Genomic DNA, 18549 nt, shown 5'->3' on the forward strand with positions numbered 1-18549 from the left:
GTATCAGTGTTTTAAACAGAAAGCATAAACATGGGCGTCTCGCCATGAGTTCTTTTCTCAAGGGGAGCCGCCACAAAAATAAGACAGCTCTAGCTCAATAACGAATATCAAATCGAAGAAGGATCTAACTATGATTTACGCACAGCCGGGTAGTGACAACGCAGTGGTGAACTTTAAAGCTCAATACGATAACTTTATCGGTGGCGAGTGGGTGAAGCCTGTCAGCGGCGAGTATTTTGATAACACTTCCCCAGTGAATGGTCAGGTGTATTGCCAAGTGGCACGTTCAACAGAGGCAGACATTAGCTTGGCACTCGATGCGGCGCATGCGGCTCGTGCTAGTTGGGCTGCGACCAGTGTGACAGAACGTTCCAATATCCTACTTAAAATTGCCGACCGTATTGAAGCTAACCTAGAAGAAATCGCGGTGGCGGAGACGTGGGAAAACGGCAAACCAGTTCGTGAAACTCTGGCGGCAGACATCCCTTTGGTTGTCGATCACTTCCGTTACTTTGCGGGCTGTATTCGAGCGCAAGAAGGCAGCGCAGCAGAGCTCGATTCAAACACCGCGAGTTACCACTTCCCTGAGCCAATTGGTGTAGTAGGGCAGATCATTCCTTGGAACTTTCCGATTTTAATGGCGGCTTGGAAATTGGCGCCAGCACTGGCTGCGGGTTGCTGTGTTGTGATGAAGCCAGCGGAGCAAACACCGACATCGATCTTAGTGATGATGGAGAAGATCGCTGATCTTCTACCTGCAGGCGTAGTCAACATCGTCAATGGTTTTGGTAACGAAGCGGGTCAAGCGTTAGCAACCAGCGATCGTTTAGCGAAATTGGCCTTTACCGGTTCGACAGAAGTCGGTCACCACATCTTGAAATGTGCGGCTGAAAGCTTGATTCCATCAACGGTTGAGCTTGGCGGTAAGTCTCCAAATATCTATTTCCCAGACATCTTTAACCATGAAGACGAATACCTTGATAAGTGTGTCGAAGGCATGTTGCTGGCGTTCTTCAACCAAGGTGAAGTGTGTACCTGTCCATCACGTGTGCTGATCCATGAATCGGTGTACGACAAGTTCATCGCCAAGGTGGTCGAGCGTGCTCAAACTATTAAACAAGGTAACCCGCTAGATACTGATACTCAGGTTGGTGCACAAGCTTCAAAAGAGCAGTTCGATAAGATTCTGAGTTACCTTGAAATCGGTCGTCAAGAGGGTGCGAAAGTGCTGACAGGTGGCGAAGTTGCGCAGCAATCTGATGATCTCGGTAATGGTTATTACATCCAGCCAACAATGTTGGAAGGGCACAACAAGATGCGAGTATTCCAAGAGGAGATCTTCGGTCCTGTTATCGCGGTGACGACGTTTAAAGATGAAGCAGAAGCACTCGAGATAGCCAATGATACCGAATATGGCTTGGGTGCAGGCGTGTGGACGCGTGATGCAAACCTCGCGTATCGAATGGGTCGCAACATTGAAGCCGGCCGTATCTGGGTGAACTGCTACCACGCTTACCCAGCTCATGCCGCGTTTGGTGGTTACAAGAAGTCGGGTATCGGCCGTGAGACACATAAGATGATGCTCGATCACTACCAAAATACTAAGAACCTGTTGATCAGCTACGATACTAACCCACTAGGATTTTTCTAAAATAGATAGGTTCTAGAACAGTCTATTAGGAAGTCACTAGCAACGAGATGGCTTAAACAATACAAGTAAAATGAAAAGCAAAACGCCAAGTTCTTATGAGCTTGGCGTTTTTATATTTGAATCGCTCTAGTTTTGCGAAAAGAAGATCTCGGGCTTGTGGACTGGGCCATAGTTGCCTTCTAGTTGGGTAAGTTCTAATCCTTGTTTGCCTATCAAAGAGCCGACTAACTGGCGGTTGAACGGGTAGCTGTCGGGGTTGTTAATGTACTCTTCAACATCAATCCATTTAGCTTCTGCAATTTCATCTGTGTCTTGAATCGCAATCTCTTGAGTTTGAGCGATAAGGTGACAAACAAAGTAGAGGTTAGACTTTCCGAATTGATACGGGTGTCTCGTCGCCATGCCAACCACTGAAACGAACGTGGCTTCGATGCCAGTCTCTTCTAAGGTTTCTCGAACCACGGATTCTTCAATGCCTTCACCCAACTCAATATGACCGCCCGGTAATTTGTAGCCCGTCATGCCGTGTTCTTTAATCATCAGCACTTGGTTGTGTTCGTTAGTGATTAACGCGCCAGCACCCAAGGTGTGGGTCGGAATGAAAGGCACAAACTCTACAATCTCGGATTTGTGGATCAGCGTAATCTCGTCTTCTAAGCAGTTGTGAAACACAAAGCCAAGCTCAGTCGCCACCGGAATAAGGTGCGAGAGTGAAATAGGTAAGCTAATCCAAATGATGCCTTTGTTATTCTGCTTTGAAAATTCGGTGATCTCGCTGAGTTCGGCATTGAATGAGTCAACATCGTGAGGGGCTGTTGCTGGGTCAATGATGATGCCGTTAAATTTGTCGAGCGTAAATTCCAAGGGTGATCCTTTATTATTTTGATTTATTGGGCGTCGAGCATGGTCTGAGCTTATCGTATCTAAAGAGCTTATAACACCTTGAGAGCAAGGGCAGCAGTGAATCAAAAGTAGGCAATGCAGTTTATGTCGAACGGGTCGGGATAAGTGGAGGGTGTTGCTAGAAACAAAAACTGCGCTTGGAAGCCAAAGCGCAGTTTTAAAATGAGGTTTATTGCAGTTCGATTTTAACGAATATAGTTCGCGTTAATACTCACGTACCAGTGTTGAAGCTTGCCATCAGATTTCTTGATCCACAAATCGTTGGTGTAGCTATCAATCTTGCCGTTAACCGTAAGGTTGAATGTGTTCTCGTCGAATTCGCCAAGCTTCACGAACTGGTCCGTGGTAATCAGGAATGGGTCCATGTCGTCTACACCAACCACATCTGAAATCACATAGTAGTGGTAAGTCAGCGGCTTGCTCGCATCATTCGGGTTGCTGCGATACGCAACAAGCTTGAATGGTTCCGTTAATGGAACGTCGAGCGTTTGCTTGTCCATGGTCGCTGGAATTGGAATAAACAGCCAAGCGGTAAACAGACCGCTCAATAAAACCATCAGGAAGAAAAGAGTCTTAATTGCTTTCATAGCAACCTTCAAAATATGGGGGATGTTAATGGGGCTATGGTAACTAGGGAGAGTAAAGATGCAAGCTCTGTTATTACCCTATCTTATCTCAGCTTAATCTAGCGCAAAGAAAGCGGTTCGGTTAACTCGAAATGTAAACACGAGTGCTTAACTCTTGATTATGGCTTAAGAGAATTCGTTATTTGAACCAATCTTGGTTTTTAACCAGTCTCTCGAAACAAGGCGAAGAACTGTCGCGAAATGACCTATATAGATAAAATTCAGTACGATAAGAATAGCGCATGAATATTTTTTGAGCGTTTTCTTATGCATTTAAATCCACGGTTAAGTGGCGAATACCATTCTTATGTCGATCACTCATTTCGTATCGATTGTTCACTTGGCTCCAATCCATTTGGCGCACCAGAAATTCCTGAACATGTGATCAAAGATATTATCTACGGTATTGATAAGTACTATTGCCACAGGGAGCTTTCGGAGCTGACTTATCTGACTCGCCAGTTTATTGGGATTGAAGATTGTCGTATTACGTACACCACGGGCTCTCTTGGGGCGCTAGAACTTATCTTCAATAAACTTATCGATCACAACAATCGCACCATGATAGGCATTGGCCCTCAGTTTGTTGAAGCAGTATCAGAGTTCACTTTGGTGGGCGGGAAGTACCAGTCCATCAACATGTTTGATTATCAAAACGAGTCGGATCTGTTCGGTGTGTTGGCATCAAAAATAAGCAGTCAAAATCCTGCCTTGGTGTATATCGATAATCCCAACAACCCAACGGGTCGAATCTACGACAGAGCTTATTTGGTCGAGATAGCGAGAGTATGTGAGCGTTCTGGCGCTATTTTGATTGTCGACGAGGCATATGGTGAATACCTGACCCCTGAGCAGTCTATGCTCGATCAGACCTTAGTCTTGGACAACTTAATAGTTTTACGAACCTTTTCTAAAGGTTTAGGGCTCGCTGGGATTCGACTCGGTTACTTAGCCAGCAGTGAAAACCTGACTTCTGCAATCGAAGCTGCGGTGAGTGTGTTTACGCCGACTTACCCCTCAATAAAAATCGCATCGGCGACCTTACCCAATGCAAAACACTTCTTAGAAATGAACCGCAGCAAAACTGAATACTTTAAGCAGCAAATGATCGGCTTGTTGTCTGAGAACAATATTGAGGTGGTTGGCACGTCAATATCGACGCCCATTATGTTGTTGAAAAAGAGAGGAACTCACCTTTCAAAGCTATTTGAGAGTATCGGTATTAAGACATGTTCGGGTGTCAATTTTGCTATTACGTGCGACGCGATGACTGAAGAGTATGTTCGATTACGAATTGTTGGCAATGATATAGATTTAGAAGCGTTAAAGCAGCGTATTAAGCAGTTATAAAAGCAACCGTTATAAAATCAGTAGGCATAAAAAAGCCCGCACCTTGCGTTTACAAAGTGCGGGCTAAATTCATCTGGCTACTTGTTTAAGTAAGCAGCGTGGAACTCAATATGCTCATCAATAAAGCTAGAGATGAAGAAGTAGCTATGGTCGTAACCTGGCTGCATACGTAGCTCTAAATCGGCATTGGTTACCTTAGCCGCTTCGACTAATTGCTCAGGTTTAAGCTGCTCAATTAGGAAGTTGTCCGCTTCGCCTTGGTCAACCAACATTGGTAGCTTAGTGCCTTTGGTTTTTAGAAGCTCAGAGGCATCGTAGTGTTTCCACTCTTCAATATCCAAGCCTAGGTATTGGTTGAAGGCTTTTTGTCCCCAAGGGCATTGCATTGGGTTGGTGATTGGGCTGAATGCAGAGATAGAACGGTAGCTATCTTCGTTTTTAATGCCAATCGTTAGGGCACCATGTCCGCCCATGCTGTGACCAGAAATCGATTTTACGGATGTAACAGGGAAGAACGACTCAATTAATGCAGGGAGCTCTGTTACCACGTAATCGTACATGTGGTAATGGCTGTCCCATGGCGCTTGAGTGGCATTCACATAGAAGCCTGCACCTTGGCCGAGATCGTAATTTTCATCGTCGGCAACACCTTCGCCACGTGGGCTAGTGTCTGGTGCAACAATCGCGATGCCTTGCTCAGCCGCGGCTTTGAAAGCGCCGGCTTTTTGCATGAAGTTTTCATCGGTACAGGTTAAGCCTGACAACCAATACAAAACAGGAACTGGGTTTTCTTTGCTTGCGTTAGGTGGCAAGAAAATCGCAAAACGCATGTTGCAGTCAAGCGTTGCAGAAAAGTGGGTGTATTGTTTGTGCCAACCACCAGCAACCTTTGCTTGGCTAATGTTTTCGATTGTCATCTATTGTGCTCCGTTAGGTTGATGGTTTGGGAGTAAATTTGTCTATATTACATAAAGTTTCACCACCCACCGGGCAGGAGGTGGTGAAGACAGTTTGTTGCTATTCATTTGTAGCTGTGGCCTCGATGCTCGAAAGAATCGAGGCCAAGATGTGTTACTTATCCATGTGTAGAACAGTACGGATAGATTCACCTTTGTGCATTAGGTCGAATGCTTCGTTTACGTCTTGCAGACCCATTGTATGAGTGATGAACTCTTGAAGTCCAAACTCACCCGCCATGTAACGGTTTACGATTTCTGGAAGCTCAGAGCGGCCTTTAACACCACCGAAAGCAGAACCACGCCATACGCGACCAGTCACTAGTTGGAATGGACGAGTTGCGATCTCTTGACCTGCACCCGCAACACCAATGATGACTGATTCGCCCCAACCTTTGTGGCAGCACTCAAGTGCTTGACGCATCACGTTTACGTTACCGATACACTCGAAAGAGTACTCAACACCACCGTCTGTCATCTCTACGATAACGTCTTGGATTGGCTTGTCGAATTTAGTTGGGTTGATGCAGTCTGTCGCGCCAAGCTGTTTTGCTAGCTCGAATTTGCTCTCGTTGATATCAACACCGATGATGCGGTCAGCACCAGCCATGCGAGCACCAATGATTGCAGAAAGACCGATACCGCCTAGGCCGAATACAGCAACGTTGTCACCTTTTTCAACTTTAGCTGTGTTTAATACAGCGCCCATACCCGTTGTTACACCACAACCTAGAAGACAAACTTCTTCAAGTGGTGCTTCTTTGCTTACTTTCGCTAGTGAGATTTCTGGAAGTACTGTGTATTCAGAGAAAGTCGAGCAACCCATGTAATGGAAAATTGTTTCGCCATTGATAGAGAAGCGGCTTGTACCGTCTGGCATTAGGCCTTTACCTTGCGTTTCACGAACGGCTTGGCATAGGTTAGTTTTACCAGATTTACAGAACTTACATTCGCCACATTCTGCTGTGTAAAGTGGGATAACGTGGTCGCCAATCTCAACACTTGTAACGCCTTCGCCGATCATCTCAACGATACCGCCACCTTCGTGACCAAGAATTGAAGGGAAGATACCTTCTGGATCGTCACCTGATAATGTGAATGCGTCAGTGTGACAAACACCAGTAGCAACGATGCGAACTAGAACCTCACCAGCTTTAGGAAGTTGTACATCAACTTCTTCCATTTTTAGTGGCTCGCCAGCTGCCCATGCAACCATTGCTTTTGATTTGATATGCGTTTGACCAGGTTTAATTTCGATTGTCATTGGATGTTTCCTATATGTCAGTACAGCGGATAACTGTGCAATTAAATTCAACCCGTTAAGCGTAGTTGAGCTTAATTGTTTCCGCTCTCTCGTTTTGTTGGAGCTAGTATAGGTGTGAGTGCATGTTTTGATAATCCCCTTAAATAGAAAATGATTATTACTTATTTGTAATAATAGAGCATTTAGGTTCCTCGTGTTAACCGAAAGTCACACTTAAGAATTTTTAAGGTACGTCATAATAATTGCTTACTGAAAATCACATGAATTGGAAATAAAACTACAATATTCTGAGCGCCGTATTTAATGTTGTGGACTCATACATGCTTTTATCTCTTCCGCCTCCAGTGATGCTGTCACTTGCCATCGTGCTTGAAGTTGTCGCGACTTCTTTATTGCCTAAAACGCAGCAATTTACTTCCCTTCCTGCGACCGCCGCAGTACTCGTCGGTTATGGCTTTGCTTTTTATCTGTTGTCTCTCACGGTTCAAACCATGTCTTTGGGTGTGGCGTATGCGATTTGGTGTGGCGCAGGGATAGTGTTGGTCGCGGCGTTGTCTTGGTTGGTCTACGGGCAAAAGCTAGACATCTACGCGATCATTGGCATCGCTTTGATTCTGTCTGGTGTGGTGGTCATTAACCTGTTTTCAACGTCGGTGAGTCACTAAGAGTCTATTTCCTACTTCTGAAGGAACAAACTAATTGGAATCTAGAGTAGTTAGCCTTCAACTTAAGGTATTGAATATAATATAGTAATTCCAATAAATGCATTTTGTGCATGTATTTTATGAAAACAGCTCACTTTACTCATAGATTGGTCGGTTTAGTATAGCCAGCAGAAACCAATGATTATAAATAATCATAGATATTATCTGTTTATCAATAACTTAGGGGGTCATTATGACTATTCCGACAACCGATATGATGGAAGCTTGGACGGGATTTCAAGCTGGCGACTGGCAAACATCCGTTAATGCACGTGATTTTATTCAGAGAAACTACACCCCTTATGAAGGCGATGAGTCTTTTCTTGCGGACGTGTCGGATTCGACGACACAGCTATGGGAGTCGGTGCTAGAAGGTATTAAAGAAGAAAGCCGCACTCATGCCCCTGTCGATTTTGATACTGATATCGTTTCCACTATCACCTCACACGATGCCGGTTACATTGTAAAAAACCTCGAAAAAATCGTGGGTCTACAAACCGATAAACCACTGAAACGCGGCATCATCGCCAATGGTGGTATTCGAATGGTGAAAACGTCGTGCGAAGTGTACGGTCGTGAATTAGAGCCACAAATCGAAAAGATCTTCACTGAGTACCGCAAAACGCATAACCAAGTAGCGTTCGATCTTTATACCGACGAAATTAAAGCATGTCGCCGTTCTGGTATTATTACTGGTCTGCCGGATGCTTATGGTCGTGGACGCATTATCGGCGACTACCGTCGTCTTGCTTTGTACGGTATCGACTTCCTAAAATCAGACAAAAATGAGCAATTCAAATCGACTCAGAAGATGCTTGAAACGGGTGGTGATTTAGATAAGACATTGCGTCTACGTGAAGAGCTTACTGATCAAATTCGTGCCCTTGATGAAATGCGAGAAATGGGTTTGAAGTACGGCATTGATATGTCTTCTCCTGCTCGTACTGCGCAAGAAGCAATCCAATTTACCTATTTTGGTTACTTAGCTGCGGTTAAGTCTCAAAATGGTGCTGCGATGTCGCTAGGCCGCACATCAACCTTCCTAGATGTTTACATCGAACGTGACCTTAAACTTGGTCTGATTGATGAAAAACAAGCGCAAGAGTTGATTGACCATTTCATCATGAAGCTTCGTATGGTTCGTTTCCTTCGCACTCCTGAATATGATTCATTGTTCTCTGGCGACCCAATTTGGGCAACAGAAGCAATGGCTGGTATGGGCGTTGATGGTCGTACTCTTGTTAGCAAAACGACTTTCCGCTACTTGCACACATTGCACACGATGGGCCCAGCACCAGAGCCGAACATGACGGTTCTATGGTCTGAACAACTGCCTATCGCGTTTAAACAATACGCGGCTAAAGTGTCTATCGAAACCTCATCACTTCAGTATGAGAACGATGATCTAATGCGTGCGGATTTTGATAATGACGATTACGCGATTGCGTGTTGTGTGAGCCCACAGGTGGTTGGCCAACATATGCAGTTCTTTGGTGCTCGTGCAAACCTTGCTAAAGCGTTGCTTTACACCATTAACGGTGGTGTTGATGAAAAATCTAACATGCAGGTTGGTCCTCAAGTTGCTCGTATCGAAGATGAAGTTCTCGATTTTGACCACTTAATGCCTCGCTTTGATGACATGATGGATTGGCTTGCAACGCAATACGTCACTGCGTTGAACGTGATCCATTACTCGCATGACCGTTACAGCTATGAAGCATCGTTAATGGCATTAATGGATCGCGATGTTCATCGCACAATGGCTTGTGGTATTGCAGGGCTGTCGGTTGTTGCTGACTCGTTAGCGGCTATCAAATACGCGAAGGTAACACCAGTACGTAACGAAGATGGCATCGCTGTCGACTTTGATATTGAAGGCGAATATCCAAAATTCGGCAACAACGATTCACGTGTCGATGATATTGCTTGTGATTTGGTTGAACGTTTTATGAAGAAAATTCAGAAAAGGAACACCTACCGTGAAGCGGTTCCAACTCAATCTATCCTTACGATTACTTCAAACGTTGTATATGGTAAAAAAACCGGTAACACGCCTGATGGTCGCCGCGCTGGTATGCCATTTGGCCCGGGCGCAAACCCAATGCACGGTCGTGATGAGAAAGGGGCGGTGGCTTCACTTTCTTCAGTTGCCAAACTGCCGTTCGAGTACGCTAAAGATGGTATTTCTTACACCTTCTCAATCGTACCAAATGCACTAGGTAAAGATGATCTAAGCCAAAAAGTGAACCTAGCAGCACTAATGGATGGTTACTTCCACCATGAAGAAAGTGCAGGATCGATTCGTGTTGAGGGTGGGCAACATCTTAACGTGAACGTGCTTAACCGTGACATGTTGTTGGATGCCGTCGAACATCCAGAAAAATACCCACAGTTAACCATCCGAGTCTCGGGTTACGCTGTGAGGTTCAACTCGTTAACACGTGAGCAGCAACAGGATGTAATTAGCCGTACGTTTACTGCTAAGATTTAACCGTAAACTTCAAGATATACGGTTCTAAAAAAGCGCGAGAATGACATCCGTTTCTCGCGCTTTTTTGTGCGTGGAGTATGGCGCTAATGATGTCGTTGGGCGTCGCGTTGTCTTGGCTAGTATATGGGCAAAACCGATATTTACGCGGTGATTGGAATTACTTTGATGCTTTTTTTGGGGGGATTCGCTTGTTTTTTATGTCAGAGATCACTAGGAGCTCTAACTTATCTTTGCCCCGAAAGGAGTTTGACGACCTGATTACCTTCATAACAATTTCTAATAGTGTGAAGCACTTATATAGCCTCACATTCTGATTGCCCTTCTTCCTGTGATACAATTTGCACATCGTTTGTTAGAAGGCGTTGTGGCGTATAACTGCCTAATTACAAATAATTAGACCTGCACAGTGGCAGCGAGCAATAGTTAAATAGGTGGTTGAAATGAGTCATATATTGTCACAATGTCACACTTTTAATTTCAGTGAGTCTTACGCTTATGCTGATAAAGTCAGAAAAGCGATTTTTGAATCAGACTATGTAATTGATCCTGTAGATGTCGCTAGTGATTTGGATGCTCAAATTTTGAAACCTCAAAAGTGGACAATTCTTCACGATTACATTGATTATGTTGTAAGAGATGATTTGAATTTTCACTTCCGAGGTTGTGGTTGGGATTATGAAGATGTAACTCCCGTTTTGGCTATGCTCAACTCACATCAAATTGAGTACCTAACATTAGAAAGATATATCGAGGAGTGGTATAGAGACGATGATACAGGCGAGACAATTCAAGTTACCGATGAACACAAAGAAGATTACAAGTATCAGTACGCACTAGAATATTTGGAAGATTTAGTTTTTGAAAAGCTGCCACCGATAATTGTAACTGAAGTCTTTACTTTGCTTTTCTCTGATCGTGAAGCAATGAAAGCTTTTAACTTAAAAGTTGCTGATGGAATTGGTGAAAAGACTGCTCGATTTAGTCGTTGGCCAAAATGGTTAGAGCGAGCTCTTTTTTGCCGAGAAAAAGGTCTATGCGCAATCTGTAAAACTGACCTAAGTTCGATGTTTCATACACAAGGTAAGTTAGCTATTGATCATATAGTGCCCATTGCACTAAATGGAGTTAATGATCCGACAAATTTGCAAATACTGTGTCAGCCTTGCAATGGGAAAAAAAGTGGTTCAGTTGTTGTCACATCAAATGCTATGCCTATATTTTGGTAGTTTAGTGTATCCACTATTTATTAAGCTGCTTAAGAGGGCATAAGTCAAGTCCTGCTCTAGCCTACACGTTTAAAAAGGAGTTTACATGGTATTTAACTTTTCAAGATACAAACAGTTACAAAAGGAACTTTATCCAAACATCAAAGAGCATGATTATCTAAGACATTATTTTACAGAACGATTTACAAATAATAATAATTACTTGATAAAAATTGGCGACATAGGAAAAAAAGTCAACGTTGACTTTGGTGAAAACAAGTTAGTCTCAGTCAAATTAAAACCAACTACAGGTGTTGTTAAAAGGCTAGGCGATGAGTTTTGTAATGAGGCTTTAACTCATTTTGGTAGGGATTATTGGCTAGTCGCGCTTTGGCTCATAATGTATGAAGACTCTAAAAATAATCAATTAGCACGAGAGATACTGAGAGCATTCATTAAAACTTGTATATGTCGCGCTTCTAGAGAGTTAATAGTTTCAGCTAATAAGGATATATCAAAAGAGAGTATCAATAAATTACTACCGAGCAAGTTGAGCTTCTATAGCATGGTCTTCTCTTCATCAGAGGTTTATAAAAACATGCGTGCTCCATACAAGGTTAAGCTTAAAATGCACTCAAGTGAACAAAGTGTAAAGCAATTAGATAACTATTTGGACTTCTCTAACAACCCTGATACTCCTAACCTCAAAGACATTTTCATTAATGTAGGACTATCTGATTACTCGGCTTTAATCACTTTATCATCTCGATATGCTAGTAAAGAAGAGCTGAAGACAATTAGGAGAACAGTTTCAATATTCATCAATAACCTTAGTGGTAAAAAAAAGCTCAAGAAGGAACTTGGCGCACTAATTAAAATGAAGGGGTAACAACATGCAAGATGTAGACACTTCTTTGACAGATTTCTCTAAGCATCTCTTAGTCACAATTTTTGCTATTTTCGCGTTTACCTCAGGGGCGTTGCTTGGGGCATCCAATTGCTGGGTAAAATTGAGCTTTATATCATCGTTAATATTAGCAGTATTAAGTATGTCCTGTGGCTTTAAAGTTATAATGGGAAAAGTAAATTACTACCTTGATGGCTCTAATGATAAAAAGGAAGAATTACCAAAAAGTGTTGTTAGGGAAATGAAATCCAAGTTGCAATGGCAGTACTATTGGTCAGTGGCTGCACTGTTTCTGTTAATAGTCTCTGTCAGTATTTACTTTCTTACTGAGAATTATTATTTAATTTTAGTCAAACCATAAACGGATTTCATAACTAGAACCAAAGACTACAAGATACATTTTCTAATCAGAATTGTCTCGATAGAGCTAATGCTCTAACACTCTTTTGTCCAGAACCTTCATAAGCTGAATTTTCGCCCGTGGCATTTTCTAGTTCAAAAGTCCTCCTTTCCGACTCAGAACCGAACTCTATATGAGTTGTCGGGAGATTTTCATTTACCCTCCCGACATCAAACGGATACATAGCTGATCTTCCTAGCGACTTACAACGTAAGAGGTTAGCTAAAAGGGAGAAAACAATATGTCCACCGTCTATGTCAGCATCGGAAGCAATATTAACCGCGAACATCACATCACAGAATCTCTCAAAGCGTTGAATAGTCACTTTGCACCTCTGAACATTTCTAATTTCTACGATTGTGAGCCTGTTGGTTTTGAAGGGGACAACTTCCTAAACCTAGTCGCAGGGTTTGAATGTGACCTTTCTATCGCTGAACTGGCTAAGGTTCTGCATCAAATCGAATTAGAAAATGACCGCAAGCGAGAAACTAAAGAATATGCCTCGCGCACGATGGATATCGATATCCTTCTTTACGGTAACGAAGTAGGCATTATTGATGGAGTAGAGCTGCCTCGAGGTGAAATCACCGAGTACGCTTTTGTGCTTCGACCGTTAGTTGATGTTGCCGCGCAAGAACTTCATCCCACTCTAGATATCTCTTTTCAGCATCTCTGGAACAACTTCGATCAGCTGAGTCAGAAAACCGAACTTATACCGTTCGAGGTCAGCTTCACTTAGTCCCTGTAACTGCTTTAAACAGAACGCTTGAGCTTTATTGATCTTTTCTTCTAACAGGCACGTAACTCACTCTACCTTCTAAGGATCGGAAACTGTTATGAATCACAATGCGATTATCACCATCACAAATCTCAGATTAAGAACCTTCATCGGCTTCAACGAAGAAGAAAAAACCAAGCAGCAAGACATCGTCATAAATGCGGAGATCCATTATCCCGCGAACAACCTTTGCCTCTCTGATGATGTGGAGAACGCACTTAACTACAAAAATATCTGCAAAAAAATTATTGAACATGTTGAATCTGGACGGTTTCTGCTTTTAGAAAAGTTAACCAGCGACGTACTCGGTATTTGTATCGACCATTCATGGGTTCGATACGCTCAGGTGAGAATTGACAAGCCTCATGCTCTACGTTTCGCCGATTCCGTCTCGCTCACCCTGAGCTATGAAGCAGAACTTGAAGATTAACTCATAAGGAGCGACTCAATGCTAACCACAGAAGCTGAAAAAGTAAGAGAAGCTTTGCTCGAAAAGGGGCTTGAAACCCCGATGACATCGAGCGAAATGAACCCCGACCAGAAGTACAACCGCATCAAAGGGCTTTTGACGGAAGTTGTCAGTACGCTCGGGCTGGATTTAACCGATGACAGTCTCGCTGAAACACCTCATCGCATTGCAAAGATGTACGTTCACGAGATATTTTCAGGGCTCGACTACAATAACTTCCCCAAAATTAGTGTTATCGACAACAAAATGTCAGTTGATGAAATGGTTAAGGTATCGGATATAGATTTAACTTCGACGTGCGAACATCACTTCATCACCATCGATGGTTTAGCACAAGTGGCTTATATCCCAGAATCCAAGATTCTTGGGCTATCTAAAATAAACCGTATTGTTCGATTCTTTGCTCAGCGTCCGCAGGTTCAAGAACGCCTTACACAGCAAATCCTGGTCGCGATACAGACTCTAGTCGAAACAGAAAATGTGGCTGTGACGATTAAAGCAACTCACTACTGCGTTAAATCGAGAGGCGTTATGGACGCTAACTCTGAAACCACCACAACCGCGCTTGGTGGCAGTTTCAAAACTAACCCTCAAACTAGAGCTGAGTTTTTACGATGAGTGAAACGATTCTAATAACTGGAGTGGGGAAGCGTTTAGGATTCGCTCTGGCGCAGCAACTTATATCTGACGGATACAAAGTCGTTGGCACTTACCGAAGCGACTATCCCCAGCTGAAAATACTGCGCGACAGTGGAGCCGACTTACAACAGGTAGACTTTTATCAACAAAGCAGCCTAGAGGGCTTTCTTCATTACGTTGGTCAAGAATATAAGACACTTCGTGCCATCATACATAACGCTTCCGACTGGAAGCCTGAGAACAAGACAAACCCCAGTGAAAATGCATCACAAATCATGCACCAGATGATGACGATTCACGCCACCGTGCCTTATCTGGTTAATTTAATGCTAAAAGACCAACTAATGTCTGGCGATAAAACGTCGGACATCATCCACATCAGTGATTACGTTGCGGAAAAAGGCAGTAAAAAACACATCGCTTACGCGGCCAGTAAAGCTGCACTCAACAACCTGACGCTGTCGTTCTCAGCGATGTTGGCTCCCAAGGTGAAAGTCAATACTGTCTCTCCTGCCATGATAAAATTCAATGAACATGATGACGAGGCGTACAAAACCAAAGCTCTGAAAAAAGCACTGATTCCCGCAGAGGCAGGCTTTGAAGAAGTGATAGATGGCATTAAGTTTGTTTTGGCTAGTCACTATATGACAGGAAGGACTTTGCACCTTGATGGCGGCAGGCACTTGAAGTGAAGTTCATGCGTTGTGATCTTGAGGCAGGATAGTCAACTAATCTATTCGTCTTTCATATCGTCTAACTACATTTTTTTAAGTTGTCCCTCGACACTTTTTGGGTTTTAGACATTAGAACGTGTTTGCATGGGCGACTCACCAAACAACTGCTTGTAGCTTTGGCAAAAATATCCCAGATGAAAAAAACCAAAGTCAAAGGCGATTTCATTGATGCACCGTTGTTCGCTCGGATTTTGCAGAATGCGCCGTACCTGGTTGAGACGTACATTTTGTATAAATTGTTTTGGTGATATGCCACAACAGGACTCAAAGGTGTATTGCAGCGTACGGCGACTGACATAAACCGCATCGCACAGTTCAGACACGGTGACGGGTTTACGGTACTGCGAGTTATCTAGGTACTGCCTAATTCGACGCATGGTGTTCTCACGCTGTGAGGCATTGGTTTTTTGCATATTTTGATTAGACGATTGAGCGAACAATTCGACCAACATATCTTGAACAATGGATTGATGAGTTTGAAAAGACCAGCGAGATTGACTCGGGGAGAGTAGTAAGCTCAAGTAAGCTTTTATTTGTTGGGTGTAGTGTTGAGAGCAACCAAGAAAGTGGCTCTTGCTGTTTAATGATTCAATCTCTAGCTGTTGCTGAATCATTTCAACCAGTGAAGGGCTTATGACTAACCCATAAATAGAAAAGGTTTCAGGCGTAAGTAGCTCAAAATCCGCCCCAGCCTCACGGATCAAAATACTATCAGGATTACCTTGTGCGTAATTGATGTGTAAAGGTCTATCGTTAGCACTGATCCCTAACCAAATCCCTTCATTAATACGACATTGCTGCTTGAGTTTTCGGTTGCTGTCTTCTCGAAATAGGTGCACGTGAGAAAATTTTCGTTCACGGATCTGACCTAGAAAACTTCCTTGACTCAGTTGGTCATATTCTTGCTGCCAGTTAAAGAGGCTGGCTGCCTGCTGATTTGCATCAAATGTGTTGAATGTGCACAAATTAGGTGCATAACGCATCAATTCTTCATCCTTTCTCATCATTCCATGACCTACCCATGTGACCCATATTAGTACAGTGTGTCTTTAAGTTTATGTTTATTAATGCTTTTTTATGTTTGCCGATTCTTGATATTCATTCGGTTCAAAAATCGCTTAATTACTCATATATACAAAAGGTTATTGAGCAAGAACTGAACCAGTTTATGAAGAGGGAATTTATGACAGCAGCTTATCGCCGACAACAAGGGCACCTGGTTTTTAACTTTGAGTCGTTAGCAGATCTGATGGCAAAGGCTACGCCAGAGCGTTCAGGGGATGTTTTGGCTGGTGTATCTGCGACTTCTGCTGCAGAGCGTGTTGTAGCTCAGATGACACTGGCAGACTTGCCCCTAAAGACGTTTTTAAATGAAGCGGTGATCCCTTATGAAAGTGATGAAGTTACTCGTTTAATCATTGATAGCCATGATAGAGAGGCGTTTAAAGCGATTGATCACCTTACAGTGGGAGACTTTCGGAACTGGCTGCTAAGTGATGAAGCCGATAGTCTCACGCTTGCAAAGCTGCGTCCTGGTTTAACTCCAGAAATGGTGGCTGCAGTGAGTAAGATCATGCGTAATCAGGATTTGATCCAAGTCGCCAAAAAATGTCGGGTAGTGACTGCGTTTCGTAACACCATTGGCTTGCCTAGTCGTTTATCCACCCGTTTACAGCCCAATCATCCAACCGATTCTCTCAATGGCATTGCCGCCAGTATTTTTGATGGTTTGATGTATGGCAATGGTGATGCTGTGATCGGCATTAATCCCGCAACAGATAATGTACCACAGGCAATTAAGTTGATGAATCTGATGGAAGAGGTCATTCAACACTACCAGATCCCGACCCAATCTTGCGTATTAACCCATGTTACAAACACGATTGAAGCGATTGAGATGGGCGCTCCGGTGGATCTCGTCTTTCAATCTATTGGTGGCACTCAAGGTACGAACGACACCTTTGGTATTAACCTTTCGATCCTTAAAGAAGCAAACGAAGCGGCGCTTTCGCTGAACCGAGGCACCGTTGGAAGTAACGTCATGTACTTTGAGACAGGGCAAGGAACATCTCTCTCTGCCAATGCTTTTCATGGTGTGGACCAACAAACTTGTGAGACACGGGCTTATGCCGTAGCGCGTCATTTTAATCCATTGTTGGTTAATACCGTGGTCGGCTTTATCGGCCCTGAATATCTCTTTGATGGAAAACAGATTATTCGAGCAGGGCTTGAGGACCATTTTTGTGGCAAATTGCTTGGCCTGCCGATGGGGTGTGATATCTGCTATACCAACCATGCCTATGCCGATCAAAATGATATGGATAACTTACTGACATTGCTCGGTGTCGCTGAGTGCTCGTTCATTATGGGGATTCCGGGTTCCGATGACATCATGCTCAATTATCAAACAACCTCGTTTCATGATGCACTTTATGCACGCAAGGTGTTGGGTTTAAAACCTGCGCCGGAGTTTGAGGAGTGGCTAACTCAGATGCAGATTTTTGATGATGTAAAAGATGTGCGCCTAAATGAACGACTCTCCGGCTCATTTGCTGGCGCTCTAGCACAACTTAATGGAGGCCCCGCACATGGGTAAGGTGGTCTCTATGGCAAAACATTCTGCTTCTAAGTTGGTAACTCAAAACCCTTGGCACGAGCTTAAAGGTTTTACATCGGCACGTATTGCACTGGGTCGAAGTGGAAATAGCGTTCCAACTAAAGAGTTGCTTTCATTTCAACTCGACCATGCACAGGCGATGGATGCCGTTCATTGTGCTTTAGATGTGGATTCATTGGTTGAGCTCATCGCTCAATCAAACTCGGTCATTCAACACACTTCTCAGGCACCAATTAAGGCGCACAGCAAAGCGACAGACAGATTCATGTATTTGCAAAGGCCGGATCTTGGTCGTGAGCTTGATGACGTCTGTTGGAATCAGTTGCAAGCCGTTCTTCATTCAGAGTCTCCCCCGTTTGATCTCGCGATAGTAGTGGCTGATGGCTTGTCTTCAATTGCCATTCAAAATCATGCAAATCCAGTCATTGAGCATCTGCTTTCTTTATTAGGGGAAGACGAAGTGCCGTGGCATGTTGCTCCTATTACTGTTGTGAGGCAGGGCCGAGTGGCAATAGGAGATGATGTTTGCGAGTGCTTACAAGCCAAGATGGTGGTGGTTTTGATTGGTGAACGCCCGGGACTGACCTCTCCAGATAGCATGGGTATGTACCTGACTTGGCAGGCAAGAAGAGGAGCAAAAGACTCTGATAGGAACTGCATTTCTAATATTCGCCCACAGGGGTTGGCTTATGAAGATGCGTGTAAGCGAGCGGTATACCTATTGAAGGAAGCTCGTCGGCTAGAGCTTTCTGGGGTCAACCTTAAAGACCGTTCGAGTATCGAGGAAGAAGGTGGTGAGCAGTTAGAAGACAAGCACACAGGCAATTTTTTAATTGGATAAAAGACAAAAATAGA

Annotated in this window: 18 protein-coding genes; 13 read left to right on the forward strand and 5 right to left on the reverse strand. The window is 43.6% G+C overall.

The genetic code is table 11. The features are described 5' to 3' along the window. Nucleotides 1–130 precede the first annotated feature (130 nt). Complete coding sequence (locus AB4493_RS02980; RefSeq protein ID WP_372130041.1) at nt 131–1651, forward strand: aldehyde dehydrogenase family protein; 1521 nt, start codon at nt 131–133, stop codon at nt 1649–1651. Nucleotides 1652–1777: 126 nt separating this feature from the next. Here the strand turns inward: AB4493_RS02980 and AB4493_RS02985 are convergent, their stop codons facing one another. Further along, nucleotides 1778–2515 carry an NUDIX domain-containing protein gene (locus tag AB4493_RS02985; protein ID WP_017071682.1) on the reverse strand — a complete coding sequence of 246 codons (738 nt, stop codon included), beginning with the start codon at nt 2513–2515 and terminating at the stop codon, nt 1778–1780. 224 nt (nt 2516–2739) lie between these two features. Continuing rightward, nucleotides 2740–3141, reverse strand: a complete 402-nt coding sequence (locus AB4493_RS02990; protein WP_017061631.1) for a hypothetical protein — start codon at nt 3139–3141, stop codon at nt 2740–2742. Between the two features lie 306 nt (nt 3142–3447). On the opposite strand from AB4493_RS02990, the gene AB4493_RS02995 reads away from it, so the two are divergent. After that, nucleotides 3448–4530 carry a pyridoxal phosphate-dependent aminotransferase gene (locus AB4493_RS02995; RefSeq protein WP_017064963.1) on the forward strand — a complete coding sequence of 361 codons (1083 nt, stop codon included), beginning with the start codon at nt 3448–3450 and terminating at the stop codon, nt 4528–4530. 77 nt (nt 4531–4607) lie between these two features. On the opposite strand, the gene fghA is transcribed toward AB4493_RS02995, so the two are convergent. Beyond that, nucleotides 4608–5447: an S-formylglutathione hydrolase gene (gene fghA / locus AB4493_RS03000; RefSeq protein WP_048658978.1), complete on the reverse strand. Its 840-nt coding sequence runs from the start codon at nt 5445–5447 to the stop codon at nt 4608–4610. A 154-nt stretch (nt 5448–5601) separates the two neighbouring features. Further along, nucleotides 5602–6750, reverse strand: a complete 1149-nt coding sequence (locus tag AB4493_RS03005) for an S-(hydroxymethyl)glutathione dehydrogenase/class III alcohol dehydrogenase (protein ID WP_017064961.1) — start codon at nt 6748–6750, stop codon at nt 5602–5604. Between the two features lie 320 nt (nt 6751–7070). On the opposite strand from AB4493_RS03005, the gene AB4493_RS03010 reads away from it, so the two are divergent. The 9 genes from AB4493_RS03010 (at nt 7071) to folM (ending at nt 15035) form a co-directional block, all read left to right on the forward strand. Next, nucleotides 7071–7415: a multidrug efflux SMR transporter gene (locus AB4493_RS03010; RefSeq protein WP_017061635.1), complete on the forward strand. Its 345-nt coding sequence runs from the start codon at nt 7071–7073 to the stop codon at nt 7413–7415. Nucleotides 7416–7647: 232 nt separating this feature from the next. Next, nucleotides 7648–9945 (forward strand): formate C-acetyltransferase, encoded by a 2298-nt coding sequence (gene pflB, locus AB4493_RS03015; protein ID WP_372154493.1) that lies wholly within the window; start codon nt 7648–7650, stop codon nt 9943–9945. Between the two features lie 440 nt (nt 9946–10385). Then, on the forward strand, nt 10386–11171 hold the full coding sequence (locus AB4493_RS03020; protein WP_154723873.1) for an HNH endonuclease: 786 nt from the start codon (nt 10386–10388) through the stop codon (nt 11169–11171). A gap of 85 nt (nt 11172–11256) precedes the next feature. Beyond that, a complete protein-coding gene (locus AB4493_RS03025; protein ID WP_372137113.1) occupies nt 11257–12039 on the forward strand; it encodes a hypothetical protein in 783 nt (260 codons plus the stop codon). Nucleotides 12040–12043: 4 nt separating this feature from the next. After that, nucleotides 12044–12418 (forward strand): hypothetical protein, encoded by a 375-nt coding sequence (locus tag AB4493_RS03030; RefSeq protein WP_154723875.1) that lies wholly within the window; start codon nt 12044–12046, stop codon nt 12416–12418. A 280-nt stretch (nt 12419–12698) separates the two neighbouring features. Then, nucleotides 12699–13196, forward strand: coding sequence for a 2-amino-4-hydroxy-6-hydroxymethyldihydropteridine diphosphokinase (gene folK, locus AB4493_RS03035; RefSeq protein ID WP_102320872.1), 498 nt, complete (start codon nt 12699–12701; stop codon nt 13194–13196). Between the two features lie 97 nt (nt 13197–13293). Next, entirely contained in the window at nt 13294–13665 is a 372-nt protein-coding gene (gene folX, locus AB4493_RS03040; protein WP_017067658.1) for a dihydroneopterin triphosphate 2'-epimerase, read from the forward strand. An 18-nt stretch (nt 13666–13683) separates the two neighbouring features. Beyond that, nucleotides 13684–14322 (forward strand): GTP cyclohydrolase I FolE, encoded by a 639-nt coding sequence (folE, locus tag AB4493_RS03045; protein WP_102398130.1) that lies wholly within the window; start codon nt 13684–13686, stop codon nt 14320–14322. Next, nucleotides 14319–15035: a dihydromonapterin reductase gene (folM, locus tag AB4493_RS03050; protein WP_372056321.1), complete on the forward strand. Its 717-nt coding sequence runs from the start codon at nt 14319–14321 to the stop codon at nt 15033–15035. The genes folE and folM overlap by 4 nt, the downstream gene beginning before the upstream one ends. Before the next feature lie 104 nt (nt 15036–15139). Here folM and AB4493_RS03055 read toward each other — a convergent pair whose 3' ends face one another. Continuing rightward, complete coding sequence (locus AB4493_RS03055) at nt 15140–16060, reverse strand: helix-turn-helix domain-containing protein (RefSeq protein WP_017061644.1); 921 nt, start codon at nt 16058–16060, stop codon at nt 15140–15142. A 200-nt stretch (nt 16061–16260) separates the two neighbouring features. Here AB4493_RS03055 and AB4493_RS03060 point away from each other — a divergent pair, with 200 nt between their 5' ends. Then, a complete protein-coding gene (locus AB4493_RS03060) occupies nt 16261–17673 on the forward strand; it encodes an ethanolamine ammonia-lyase subunit EutB (protein WP_017061645.1) in 1413 nt (470 codons plus the stop codon). Next, nucleotides 17666–18535: an ethanolamine ammonia-lyase subunit EutC gene (eutC, locus tag AB4493_RS03065; RefSeq protein WP_017067008.1), complete on the forward strand. Its 870-nt coding sequence runs from the start codon at nt 17666–17668 to the stop codon at nt 18533–18535. The genes AB4493_RS03060 and eutC overlap by 8 nt, the downstream gene beginning before the upstream one ends. Nucleotides 18536–18549: the final 14 nt, after the last annotated feature.

It is taken from the genome of Vibrio sp. 10N.222.55.A1 (assembly GCF_041473835.1).
GTDB classification, from domain to species: domain Bacteria; phylum Pseudomonadota; class Gammaproteobacteria; order Enterobacterales; family Vibrionaceae; genus Vibrio; species Vibrio crassostreae_C.